This window comes from Sphingobacterium sp. UBA6320 (genome assembly GCF_002440335.1).
Lineage (GTDB): Bacteria > Bacteroidota > Bacteroidia > Sphingobacteriales > Sphingobacteriaceae > Sphingobacterium.
This window is the reverse complement of record NZ_DJTA01000021.1, coordinates 110585-122598: the sequence shown is the minus strand read 5'-3', so window position 1 is coordinate 122598 and position 12014 is coordinate 110585. Positions and strand designations below refer to the sequence as shown.

Annotated in this window: 12 protein-coding genes; 4 read left to right on the top strand and 8 right to left on the bottom strand. The window is 42.4% G+C overall.

Going from position 1 to position 12014, the window contains the following annotated elements:
• Window positions 1–117 precede the first annotated feature (117 nt).
• Genes B3P23_RS13750 through B3P23_RS13740 form a run of 3 tightly spaced genes read left to right on the top strand, consistent with a single transcriptional unit; the run spans window position 118 to window position 2874 of the window.
• A complete protein-coding gene (locus B3P23_RS13750) occupies window positions 118–657 on the top strand; it encodes a hypothetical protein (protein WP_248755365.1) in 540 nt (179 codons plus the stop codon).
• A gap of 35 nt (window positions 658–692) precedes the next feature.
• Complete coding sequence (locus B3P23_RS13745) at window positions 693–1490, top strand: hypothetical protein (protein ID WP_293927011.1); 798 nt, start codon at window positions 693–695, stop codon at window positions 1488–1490.
• Entirely contained in the window at window positions 1465–2874 is a 1410-nt protein-coding gene (locus tag B3P23_RS13740; RefSeq protein ID WP_293927008.1) for a hypothetical protein, read from the top strand. Before B3P23_RS13745 ends, B3P23_RS13740 begins: the two co-directional genes overlap by 26 nt.
• Here B3P23_RS13740 and B3P23_RS13735 read toward each other — a convergent pair.
• The gene (locus B3P23_RS13735) at window positions 2871–5693 is read right to left on the bottom strand and encodes a hypothetical protein (RefSeq protein ID WP_293927005.1); all 2823 of its coding nucleotides are present in this window, start codon (window positions 5691–5693) and stop codon (window positions 2871–2873) included. The two genes, B3P23_RS13740 and B3P23_RS13735, sit on opposite strands and share 4 nt — an antisense overlap.
• Window positions 5694–5782: 89 nt before the next feature.
• Window positions 5783–6400 (bottom strand): LuxR C-terminal-related transcriptional regulator, encoded by a 618-nt coding sequence (locus B3P23_RS13730; RefSeq protein ID WP_248755361.1) that lies wholly within the window; start codon window positions 6398–6400, stop codon window positions 5783–5785.
• 267 nt (window positions 6401–6667) lie between these two features.
• Here B3P23_RS13730 and B3P23_RS13725 point away from each other — a divergent pair, with 267 nt between their 5' ends.
• Window positions 6668–6811: a hypothetical protein gene (locus B3P23_RS13725; RefSeq protein ID WP_293927000.1), complete on the top strand. Its 144-nt coding sequence runs from the start codon at window positions 6668–6670 to the stop codon at window positions 6809–6811.
• Here B3P23_RS13725 and B3P23_RS13720 read toward each other — a convergent pair.
• Genes B3P23_RS13720 through ureC form a run of 6 tightly spaced genes read right to left on the bottom strand, consistent with a single transcriptional unit; the run spans window position 6804 to window position 11947 of the window.
• The gene (locus B3P23_RS13720) at window positions 6804–7259 is read right to left on the bottom strand and encodes a hypothetical protein (RefSeq protein WP_248755360.1); all 456 of its coding nucleotides are present in this window, start codon (window positions 7257–7259) and stop codon (window positions 6804–6806) included. The two genes, B3P23_RS13725 and B3P23_RS13720, sit on opposite strands and share 8 nt — an antisense overlap.
• A 7-nt stretch (window positions 7260–7266) precedes the next feature.
• The gene (locus B3P23_RS13715; RefSeq protein ID WP_293926996.1) at window positions 7267–8277 is read right to left on the bottom strand and encodes an urease accessory protein UreD; all 1011 of its coding nucleotides are present in this window, start codon (window positions 8275–8277) and stop codon (window positions 7267–7269) included.
• A gap of 4 nt (window positions 8278–8281) precedes the next feature.
• Window positions 8282–8896 carry an urease accessory protein UreG gene (ureG, locus tag B3P23_RS13710; RefSeq protein WP_293926993.1) on the bottom strand — a complete coding sequence of 205 codons (615 nt, stop codon included), beginning with the start codon at window positions 8894–8896 and terminating at the stop codon, window positions 8282–8284.
• 5 nt (window positions 8897–8901) lie between these two features.
• Window positions 8902–9588, bottom strand: coding sequence for an urease accessory protein UreF (locus B3P23_RS13705; RefSeq protein WP_293926990.1), 687 nt, complete (start codon window positions 9586–9588; stop codon window positions 8902–8904).
• A gap of 7 nt (window positions 9589–9595) precedes the next feature.
• The gene (locus tag B3P23_RS13700; protein WP_248755356.1) at window positions 9596–10081 is read right to left on the bottom strand and encodes an urease accessory protein UreE; all 486 of its coding nucleotides are present in this window, start codon (window positions 10079–10081) and stop codon (window positions 9596–9598) included.
• Window positions 10082–10093: 12 nt separating this feature from the next.
• Window positions 10094–11947 carry an urease subunit alpha gene (ureC, locus tag B3P23_RS13695; protein ID WP_293926985.1) on the bottom strand — a complete coding sequence of 618 codons (1854 nt, stop codon included), beginning with the start codon at window positions 11945–11947 and terminating at the stop codon, window positions 10094–10096.
• Window positions 11948–12014 lie beyond the last annotated feature (67 nt).

The window sequence follows — 12014 nt, the reverse complement described above, 5'->3', positions numbered from 1 at the left end:
TAACTCCCTAACCTTCTAACCTTCTAACCTTCTTTATAACATCATTATGTGACTTTACAGCATAGGATATGCCTCTCTTAATGCTTAATTTTAAGCATCTAATAAATTGTGAGCATTATGAGAAAAAACCTAATATTTACCCTATTTGCCTTAGCAGCTATATGCCTAGGCCATCAAGCGAAAGCACAGGTATCTGCAAGTACAAATCCTGTTACTGTTAACATTGATCTGCAGGCCTCTGTTATTTCGATCGCTTTGGACGCATCTCCAACCGTCAACTTTGTGTATGCTACAGCAGCAGAATATGCCGCACCAAAGTCGGTGACAAAAGCCTCACATCTGACGGTCATTAGCAATAAGCCTTACGATATCTCCGTACAGGCCAATGGATTATTCACCTCTTCCAACAGCTCTAATACGACCAATTTACCCGCATTGGGCGTGGTCAATGTTAGCGTAGATCCTACAACTGCAAATGGCGGAACATTAAGCACAGTAACCCTTAGTCAAACGGATCAACCCTTAGTCGAAGAAGCTGATCCAACGACGACCGCCGTTTACAATGTGGTCTATACCATTCCAACGGCAACGACACTCGTGGCTTTACCCAAGGAGGTCTATACCACTACCGTTACGTATACCGCAACACAATTATAAAAAAAATTAAAAACCTTAATATTCCATTTTAATTTGTGAAGTTTTATTTATCTCTAATTTTAGTATACCTGAATACCCTGGCCTTTGCTCAGGGTATTTCTGTTTCACCTTCCCGTATATTTTTTAAAGGGGAAGCAGGGCAAACAGTCAGTCAGGCCATTTCATTTAGCAATGCCTCCACTTCAACATTTTACTTTGTGGCCAGTATCAAAGATTGGGACCGCGATTCACTCGGGATCAAACAATATTTTCCGGTAAATCAACGCAAACAATCCAATGGCTCTTGGCTTGCTCTTTCCGACAATAGTATCCGCTTAGCTCCTGGAGAAACAAAAAGCGTGAACCTGTCCATGACCATCCCGAAAGAAAATAAATCGCTTGCCTTGACCAATAGCATGCTATTTTTCACTCAGGTCAAAGAGCAAAAGGCCGATGTACCACAGGGTGTCAATATGAATATACTTTTAGAATTTGGCATTCAGGTCTATCATGTTCCCGCCGGTTTACCGGTAGGAGATCTCCTGTTTTTAGCCTTTGAAGATAAAGGTATCGTCAGCAAAGAAGCCGATCAACAGGTCAGGAAAATGATGGTAAAAGTAAAAAATACGGGGCAGATAAATAAAGATGCCTACGTACGATTTGAACTGACCAATATCGAAACTGGAGAGGAGATTCCGGTCAAATCAATTGCTGTTGCGATGTTACCGGACGCAGAACAATGGATTCAACTCGATCTACCGGCAACACTCAAAGGCCGTTACCTTGCGGTAGCCATCTTAGATGCCGGTGCTCAATACGATCTAAAAATTGCAGAAAAAGAAATTACATACTAAGATCAGCCTTTTCATCGCTGTCAGTTTGTACCCTATGGTTGTACAAGCTCAAATTTCGGTGAATTTGCCCGAAGCGAATATTACAGCAAGGACAGAATATCAACAAAGTATTACTTTAGGACAATTTAACAGTGCGATCACCTTATTGCCCAATATCGGCATTAAATCCAATAATGCGACTTTAAGTAATATCTTAGGTGGCATAGGGCCTGCCCCATTAGCGCTAGCCAACTTTAAAATTTCCACCATCGGTGGCGTATCGGTGCTGGGCGGCAGTACAGAACGCTCACTTTCCACCGCTACACAGTCTTTGTATGTGGCCGTTGCCAGCCTTGCTTCAGGAACTGTTCTGAGCAACTTGCGTCTGACGACTTCCAGCTTTACATGGGTAGCAGGTACATATAGTACCGATATCGCCCTGACCGCGCCCGGACTTCTAGGCGGAAATGCCATGAGTCCCGCCACCCAAGCATTTAGTATTGTTGTTCCCGCTTTTATCACAGCGCAAAATACCGCAGGAACGACTGGCATCTTAGTCAACAACCTAAGCTTCTATCGGTCTCCAACCGGGATCAGTGCCAATAAAATCATGACCTTAGCTCATACTGTACCCTATATTCCCAATTTGCAAACAGGAGGTAGCAATTTCAGCTTTTCAACAGCCTTGACTTACAACACATTGCCGTTATCACCCGTATCCAATGTTAGTACGACTTTAACAGGAATCGCTACCGCTACAGCAATTGCTTTATCGGCAACGAGTCAGCCGCTGACTAATTCAACAGGTATCGTTGTACCCACAAGCAATTCACAAGCTCTAACCTATGCATTTTCCATAACTGCTGCACAATTGAAAACGCGATTTGTACAAGCAGGTACCTATTCCATACCCCTGACGTATACCTGGAACAAAACTTCCGCAGCCTATCCAACAGGAAATTTACAGTCCCAAAGTGTCGGAACATTAGAGGTTGTCGTCAGCGATCTCGGCGAATTGATCGCTAATCAACAAACGGTAGGGTTATCTTTCACCAATGCGAACCAATATAAAAATGGTGTCAACCTCGATATGCCTGCGCATTTGAAACTCAGTAAAACGACACCCTATAATCTCTATGTTCGGGCTACATCGGCATCGTTTGCTTCCGGAGTCAACAGCATCCCCCTCAATGTCATGCGCATTGGCCCGATGCCGGGAGAAACAGGCATGCAGACAGTCACGTTATCCAGCACAGCACAACAGTTGATCAATGCAGCAGATCCTACGATCGACCGCTCGTTAAGCATCCGTTATAGTATTCCCGCATCAGAAACTTCTAAATTATTGAACAAACCATCGGGAATCTATTCGACCAACATTATATTTAGTTTTATTGCCCCTTAAAAACGTTTGATTTCCACTTTCCTGCGTCCATCTTTATAGTTGAAATCCCGCAGATAAATCACCTGTTCATCTGTCAATTGAATTTCCTGACTTGGATTTTCAATCGTGAAAGCCATTCCCGCTGTTGGAATGGATACGGTATAATGCCCCACAGGCAAGAAGAACATATAGTTGCCCTTTGCATCGCTGAGGGTATGGTAGCTGTTACCTTGTTGGTCTTCGGCATGCACACGTATTCCAGAGAGTTCTGGACTAGTTTGCAAGTATTTATCAGCGATCGGTGTGATCTTACCCTTTACCACTCGAGTTTTAACTAAGGGTACCGCTATACGTTGATTTTTTGTCAATAGGATATTCATCGGAGCTTTTACCACCCATCCCTGATTATTTTCGATTTGAACAGCATACGATCCAGTCGCCATATTCAAAAATGTGACCTGACCTTTTGCATCTGTACGCGCCACATCCTGATCAATCTTAACCACAAGACCCTCAGGTTTGAGTTCTCCCGCATCCGCAATACCATTCTGATTATGATCGTCAAAAAACTGCAGCTGCAATTTATGGCCCTTATTGTTATTCCAGTACACAAATTTCTTTTCAATACCTAACCGAATCTGCCTATTGTTGAACGAAGAAGTTTCATACGCATAGGGGTCTAGTTGAAAATATAAGGGAACACGACTTTGGATCATATTATAAAATACATCTACCGTTAAACTCCAATTGTCCCTAAACAGCCACCTCGCATTTCCATTGAGCGACAAATTGTTGCTTCGTGAAAATCCGTAATAGCTGTACATGGTCGACAACTGTGCCTGCAAACTTCCCTTAAATGCCGTAAACTGCGTGTTAGGTCCAAAAGAATAGATCCTATAGCTGGCATCTGGCGTACTTGCCATGAGATCATTCAAATAGTAAGGATTGATCTGGATATAGGTATTAAAACCCAAATAAGCATTAGTGTAACTACCCGATAATCTTAAAGAATGAAATGGACTGATCGGTTTATTGGATGTATTGCGATAAGTATAACCATAATCCGTTCTCAAGGAAAAGCGATGCTTGGAGCTAAAATAACTCACATCTCCTATCGCTCTAATGGCGCTCGACTTCCATCTTTCTGGTCTCGACCCCCAGAGGCCCAACCCGCGAATCGTCGCCTCTTGAAACATGATATAAGGTCTAATATCCAACTGCAATTTTCCAACTGCGGTATGATAGCCCAGTTCATAGATCTCGATGCGATTGGGATTACCAAAAAAATAATCCCGATCTGTGCGCTGGTATTTTGGATTATTATCCATATAACTCACGCGCGCAGCAATACTGCTGTTATCTTGCAGCATTTTAGTGATGCGCGTATCACTTTGGATCAATCCCCTACGCAGCCCCGTGTAATATGGCGAACTGTAATAATTCATACTGGTGATTTGCACATGTTCTGTATGGTACTGGTAATTGGCACCCGCAGCGACAGCGTGTTTACTTCCTCCTTGATCAGCACGTTCCGTACTATAGCCTCCTTCTACCCATAATTGTTGATTTGAACCGATTGGGATGATCGTCTTCCCATTAATCTGATCACTATTGATCTGACGATAATCATGGTCACTATGCAGATAAGTCAAATTACTTTCCTGATTTTGACTGGTTCGAATCGTATAATTGGCACCAATAATATGTGCACCAGGAATCAGATGGCTGAGCTGTGTAAAGAGCATATAGTTATTTTCTACTCCATAAAGGCTAATAGAACGATTTTTATCCAATTTATAACTGGCTTTTACTCCTCTGCCATTGATTGTTTGATCCAGATTTTCATAAATATTACCCACTTTGATGGCCCAATCTTTCGCTTGATAGTCGATATAGGTATCGTAGCTATTAAAAGCTTTTTGATCTTGATAATAATCTAGATTAAGCCGATAATTTAATTTTTTATCTGGAGTGATGTCAAGATCACCATACCCCTGCAGCTGATAGATGAAGTTATATTTATCCATACTGGTGTAGCGCAATGCGACGGCATTATTATAAGCTTCATTTCCATAGTTTGGAGCAGCTCCAAACCGTTTCACACTCCCCACCTGTAGGATACGAATCCGACTACTGGTCAATGCTTGGCCCATCTCATCGAGTCCCTGCATGGCAATATCCACATCATCAAACCTGCTTTTAGATTGCATTCGTGCCGTAAAAGGGAGCAGTACCTGCCCTCCAGGCTGCAGGGTGATCGGTAAGATTTCCCCCATCACTTCAAAACCTGGCGGAAATCCTGAGAAAAGTAGCTTAAAAGTAATGGGCACGAGCCCCGCATTGGAGGCCAGAATCCGAAACTGCACCTGATTAGTGGCCTGATCCAAATAATATTCTGGTTGATCTGCCTGTAATATAAGCGACCGTTCCTGATCAAATATGGTGTAAAACGTAACAGGATCCGGTATTCGGAGCGTATTGTCGGGGCTCGAAAATCCGAAAGTGAAAGCTTGATTATTAAATTTCAACGTATTTCGGTCGGCCATATATTTAATCGGAAAACTTTTTTCTTCGTTAGCCTGTAAGATGATTTTTTGCGGCAGCTTGATTAAACCAGACAAAGATAGGGTACCTTGAGCTAAAGGGATCAGTTCAATGGTTTTATCGGTACGGTTATGTATGGAGATCTTGTTGGCAAATGTGTGGTTTTGGATCACGGCTATACTGTCCTGTTCCAAACGATACTCCACATCAAAGTTTTGCTGACTTTTCGCTTCGGATAAGAAAACAAATGAAGAGCACATCAGAAGTAAGAAAGTCCACAAACACTTCATTCGCATATCAGGAGGTTCAAATAATAACAAAAATCAATCTAAATTCGGTCAGTCAGAAATAACTCAAGTCACATCTTCATGTAACGAATTGACCATTAGGCTGACAATTGAGCGATCAGCTCACCTTTGCTATTAATATTGAGTTTACGATAAACCCGTTTGATATAGATACGAACCGTATCCAATGAAATATGGTACTGTTGAGCGATCAGTTTATAGCTTAAACCTTCGACAATACCATTTGCAATCTGGAGCTCCCGAGCGGTCAGCATGTCTTCGTATTTTTTTGAACTAAAAGCCTGCTCGATTAAAGCTCTGTTGATCGTCGGACTGACGAACGAACCCTGATTTAACGTGATGACAATTGCATTGATCAAGTATGGCATACACGTGTTTTTTAAAACATAACTGACAGCACCATTTCGAAAAGACTTACGAACGGTCTTTACATCGGCCAATTGTGTCAAGACAATGATCTCTGTTTTTGGATACAGTCGATTGACTTGCTCGATGATCGTCACATCCTGATGTTCGATATCCAATATAATCACATCCGGTAACGAGACCTGATGAACGCTTTTCATCACTCCACCTGCTGTATCAAATAAGATTTGTAATGAAACCGAATGACCATGAAGACAATTTTCAGTTAGGATTTTTTTTATGTTTATTCTTGATTGCTCGTCACTATCAATTATGCCCACTTTTATCATGATACGTTACGCTTAAGTTAGATACTGGTTAGCGCATATATATTCAATATTTAAACTTGTTGTTTAAACTTACTATTGAACACCTATACTTTTGATTAAAGATAGCATTTAAAAAGGAAAAAAATAAGTTGATTTTTGAATTTATACTCGCAATACCATTACATCACGATTTAAATGCAATCAAAAGCCTCACTAAAGGGTTTTAATTAATTAATGATTAATTAATTCACAATATCAACGTATGTAACAAAAGCAAAAAATAAACACATGAAACAAATTTACCTAGGTATGGTCTACCTATTGATTTCCAAGGAAAAAAACAAGAAAAACAGCATCAGTTTTAATAGCTATTTTTATAATCCATACCTGAGCAGCACCTATAGAGGGATCTGGCACAGATCATTTACCTAACGGTAGTCCGACCAAAGTTCTGCAAAGCAAAAGCTGGCGAAAGTACACGCATATCGAGTAGTACACGATCACCATATTGCTCCTTTAAAGCAGGAAATAGCTGTCCATCATATGCAAGCACCACTTCATCTTCAAACCAGAATAACGGTAAATGTCTATTCCCCACATCAAAGGAAAAATGAGCAATGGTATTGAGGTCATCTGTTTTAAGGATGATACAGGTACAGGGTTTGATCTGTATCTGAATATTAAGTTCGGGAGAAGAATAAATAATCTCTCCGTTTTCAAGTCGTGGAGCACCAGCACGATATAAGCGAACAAGACGCCCTCCTTCCGTTTGTCGACTGAGAACCGTCTTGCTGACTTCATACCAATCAATATGCAGTATATCGATCACTGCCGAGCTCGATGGTGAAATCTGTTTTTGATCTCTTTCTATAATAAGCATACTGATCTTAATGGCCTGATCCTATTTTCTTCACCTGAACTTTTTTGATCACCGAATTTCCTATAGCAGTTCCTTTCTTCGCTACCTTACGCTTCTTGGCTGGCTTGGTTAACAGCATAGTATGCTCTTCATTCAAATTTTCTATTTTCAAATCTGTCGACGCAGTTACTTCAGCTTTTTCTAAATTTTCAGCCGCATGTTGATCTGTCTCCTGTTTCAGTCGCATTTCCTCTTGCATGTGTTGCGTAAAATCCCAGCACAGCTGTCCCAGCATCCCCATAAAATCATACAGCAATTCACCATCATGGCCTAGAGCACGCAGCATCACGATATCATCCGCTGCCTGCGTAAAACCATAGGTAATATCGCTGTATTCGAGAGTCAGGATTTCATCCAATTCGGCTTTTAGTTCTTTAGCAAAAGGTGCCGAGAAGAGAAAGGTCCCTTGATGTGTATAGCCCTCAAAGAACAACAGATTTCTTATCGGTTGCTTAGCCGGCGATAAAAACTGGTTATCCATTAAGATCAAAACATTATTGCGGTATATTTTTGTGGTACTATGGAGGCTGTTAAAAACAAAAGCTTCTTTCATGTGAATCCTTCCAGCAGCAATAATATCGGCCCAGATCAACACCGCATCGCCAGTCAAATACAGGCTATTGTCCGTTTTAAAGATGGAGTCCTTAAAGGGCGTCACCGGATGAGGGATATAATAAAAAACAGCTCCATCATCGATATGTGCCACCGTTGTCTGGCGCGCACCCCGTTTCATGGGATGTAATTTATTAAAAGACTGTGTAAACAGCTTTAACTGCGTATCGGGTTTCATTTGGATCGCAACGTCGAGCGTATCGTCATCCATAATACCGGGCGACGCACTCATGATGATCATCTCCAGATGCTCCTGGAGCCGAGGCGCCCCATAATGGGTGAGTTTGTAAGGCGCATTGTGCCCACTTTCTTTCAAGACACTATACGTTCCCTCTTTACCTACCTGTAGCTGAATGACACTTTCCATCTTCTTATTCTTCTAATAATGCATATTTCTTTAACCAGTTTTTCACCTCTTCTAAACCCTCTAAGGTCATCAGATTGGTAAAAATAAACGGCCGCTCGCCACGCATACGTAACGTATCCTGACGCATGACTTCCAGATCGGCATGCACATAAGGAGCCAAATCGATCTTATTGATGATCAATAGATCGGAACGGGTTATTCCAGGTCCACCTTTACGTGGCATTTTTTCCCCTTCACCCACATCGATCACAAAAATACTCAGGTCTGCCAGATCAGGACTAAAGGTTGAAGTCAGGTTGTCCCCGCCACTTTCCACAAAGATGATTTCCGTATCTGGAAAGCGATCTGCCAGTTCTTCCACCGCTTCAATATTCATGGAAGCATCCTCTCGTATCGCCGTATGCGGACAACCACCGGTTTCCACCCCAATAATCCGATCAGCAGGAAGAGCGGAGTTTTTTTGAAGAAATTGAGCATCTTCACGCGTATAAATATCATTGGTGACGACGCAGATGCTGTAGTCGTCCGACATCGATCGCACCAACCGTTCGATCAGCGCTGTCTTACCAGACCCAACAGGTCCACCTACTCCTATCTTAACGTAGTTTCTTGTTGCCATTTTTATTAAGAAATATAAATTCGTGTATATAATTTTTCGTGTTGCATGCAGCGTATATCCTGCGCTACACAACAGTTTCCGATCAGATCATCGCTCAGATGAGGTTGCTCCGCCACCAAACGATCGATCACAGGTTGCAGCTTGAACAGAATCTGCTGCGCATCCATCTGACTGATAGGCACAAGCTTAGCACAATTGGTGACCATACCATTGAGAGCGTTATAATAAAACGCACTTAAGGCATCTTGATAACTGATGTTTAGGGCCTGTGCATACATCGCAAAAGCGATAGCATAATGACCATGAAGGGCATGGCTACTAATGGCTTTGAGATAAGCAGAACAACGTTTTATAGGATGTAATTTTTCCGTTAACTTCAAAAAACGAAGCCCTAATTTTCTACTGGCCTCCCGTATTTCATACGGCGCTTTTAGCACCGTGACCAACGCGTCTAGTTCAGCTATTTTCTTTTGAGATGCTCGCTTTGCACAGAGCTCCCAAGCTTTGGAAAAAAAAGCAGCATCATTGTAATAAAAATTATGTTCCAGTAGCTTGATCGCATATTCTTCTGCCGATTTGCTATCATGGACAATCTCTTTCGTAATGTAAGTCTCCAATCCATAGGAATGCGTAAATCCGCCAATAGGAAATACCGAATCATTAATCTGGAGCAGCGTTAATAGTGGATTCATATGCTTGTTATAGTCGTAAACTAATTTTTTTCTGTACAGGCTTGTATGGATGGATCATCCAGGCACTTGTTCTTTCGATCACCCGATGCTCGATCGTAGGTTGCAAACCCCTTCGGATGAACAAGTCAAACAGCGGCTTTTCAAATGCCGTAATGACTTCTTGCTGCTCGTTGATAAAAATGGGGATATGCCGATTTCCAATTTCAAAGCAGACGTAAGCCATCTGTCTGGGGGTAGCAGCTCTAAAAACAAGGCAAGAACAAGGCAATATCTTGACCACAATACAGAATTCCAAATCTGGATCGCGATACAGCAGATCACCATCCGACAACTGTCGGTTGGTTGAATTTTTGAAACCGATTTCACGTCCTCCCACCGTCATCGCTCTGATAATCCTCTTTGTGGTATCGAACCACTCCAGTTGGAGGAAATCGACCTCCAATGGTTGTGGTTCATTCCCGATAGTGCCTAAAATTGTTCTTGCGATCAGCATCACCCCAATAGTTTAGAACAAGAAAAAACGTTGTGCCATCGGCACTTCTTTCAAAGGATCACAAACGGCCAATACACCATCTACCGATACCTCATACGTCTCTGGATTTACTTCAATATGGGGTGTTGCATCGTTGTGCACCATATCTTTCTTGCGAACAGTACGACAGCCCTGCACCGGTAAACTTACGCGCGATAAGTTCAATTTTTTGATATTCCCATTTTCAAGGGAGACTTTTGAAACAAAATTGAAACAGATCCGCTGCAAAGCTTTGCCATAATTACCAAACATAGGACGATAGATAATCGGCTGTGGAGTTGGAATAGAGGCATTGATATCCCCCATTTTTGCTCCTACGATCATACCCCCTTTGATGATCATTTCTGGTTTAACACCAAACATGGCCGGTTTCCATAAAATTAAATCGGCAATTTTGCCAGGCTCGATCGAACCGATATATTGATCAATACCATGTGCTTTGGCCGGATTGATGGTATATTTTGAAATATAGCGCTTCACCCTGAAGTTGTCATTATTGTTTGATTTATCCTCTGCCAAAGGTCCCCGTTGGATCTTCATCTTATGGGCAGTCTGGAATGTACGGGAGATCACTTCACCTACACGGCCCATCGCTTGACTATCCGAACTCATAATGGAGAATACACCCATATCCTGCAAAATATCTTCAGCAGCGATACTCTGCGGACGGATTCTTGAATCTGCAAAAGCCACATCTTCTTTTACATTCTTATCCAAGTGATGGCATACCATCAACATATCCAGATGCTCTTCTACCGTATTGACCGTAAATGGCTTAGTCGGATTGGTCGATGCAGGCAAGATATTTGGATACATGGCGATCTTGATGATGTCCGGAGCATGGCCACCACCAGCCCCTTCGGTGTGGAAAGTGTGGATCACACGGCCATCAATTGCCGCTACGGTATCTTCTAAGAATCCTGCTTCGTTTAACGTATCCGTGTGGATCGCCACCTGTACATCGTATTTGTCCGCCACCCGAAGTGCAGCATCGATGGTCGCCGGAGTTGCGCCCCAATCTTCGTGGATTTTGACCCCCAATGCCCCTGCTTCGATTTGCTCCTCGATCGGTCCTGTCGTAGAGACATTGCCCTTCCCAAAGAAACCGACGTTAATCGGCAAATTTTCAAAAGCCTCAAACATACGCTCCATAAACCATTTACCTGAAGTTACAGTGGTCGCATTGGTACCATCTGCCGGACCTGTCCCACCACCGATAAAAGTCGTCACACCACTATAAAGTGCCGTTTCTACTTGCTGTGGTGATATAAAGTGAATATGGGTATCAATACCTCCAGCCGTCAGGATATATCCTGCACCACCATGTACCTCTGTAGATCCACCGATCACCATGCCTTTCGTAATACCGTCCTGCACGTCGGGGTTACCTGCTTTACCAATACCGACAATCTTACCATCTTTAATACCAATATCACCTTTTACAATACCCCAATGGTCAATGATGATGACATTGGTGATACAGAAATCCAGAACCTCTTCATCACGCATGGCACGAGCAGACTGCCCCATCCCATCACGAATGGTTTTTCCACCACCAAATTTATTTTCCTCCCCATAGACCCCAAAGTCTTTTTCGATTTCGATAAAAAGCTCGGTATCGGCGAGACGAACTTTATCTCCTGTAGTCGGTCCAAATAGCGCTGCATATTTATCTCGAGGTATATACAGTTCCCCATCTATATATTTTACCGATGATTTGTCTAAACCTAATTTATCTAAACCCAGAGCGTCAAGTCCCATCGTAGCGGTACCCAATGTACCCAGCCCGACCACTTTAATCCACTCTCTTCTATTCCATCCTGCCATAATTATTTCGTGCTTTTAAATTGCTGTTGTTTTGCCTTTTCCAATGCTGCTTTTTTCACCTTTTCGT

Coding starts and splice junctions, on each gene's coding strand:
- ureC (WP_293926985.1), bottom strand. CDS start 11,947: ATGGCAGGATGGAATAGAAGAGAGTGGATTAAAGTGGTCGGGCTGGGT.
- B3P23_RS13720 (WP_248755360.1), bottom strand. CDS start 7,259: ATGCTTATTATAGAAAGAGATCAAAAACAGATTTCACCATCGAGCTCG.
- ureG (WP_293926993.1), bottom strand. CDS start 8,896: ATGGCAACAAGAAACTACGTTAAGATAGGAGTAGGTGGACCTGTTGGG.
- B3P23_RS13730 (WP_248755361.1), bottom strand. CDS start 6,400: ATGATAAAAGTGGGCATAATTGATAGTGACGAGCAATCAAGAATAAAC.
- B3P23_RS13725 (WP_293927000.1), top strand. CDS start 6,668: ATGAAACAAATTTACCTAGGTATGGTCTACCTATTGATTTCCAAGGAA.
- B3P23_RS13735 (WP_293927005.1), bottom strand. CDS start 5,693: ATGCGAATGAAGTGTTTGTGGACTTTCTTACTTCTGATGTGCTCTTCA.
- B3P23_RS13700 (WP_248755356.1), bottom strand. CDS start 10,081: ATGCTGATCGCAAGAACAATTTTAGGCACTATCGGGAATGAACCACAA.
- B3P23_RS13715 (WP_293926996.1), bottom strand. CDS start 8,277: ATGGAAAGTGTCATTCAGCTACAGGTAGGTAAAGAGGGAACGTATAGT.
- B3P23_RS13705 (WP_293926990.1), bottom strand. CDS start 9,588: ATGAATCCACTATTAACGCTGCTCCAGATTAATGATTCGGTATTTCCT.
- B3P23_RS13750 (WP_248755365.1), top strand. CDS start 118: ATGAGAAAAAACCTAATATTTACCCTATTTGCCTTAGCAGCTATATGC.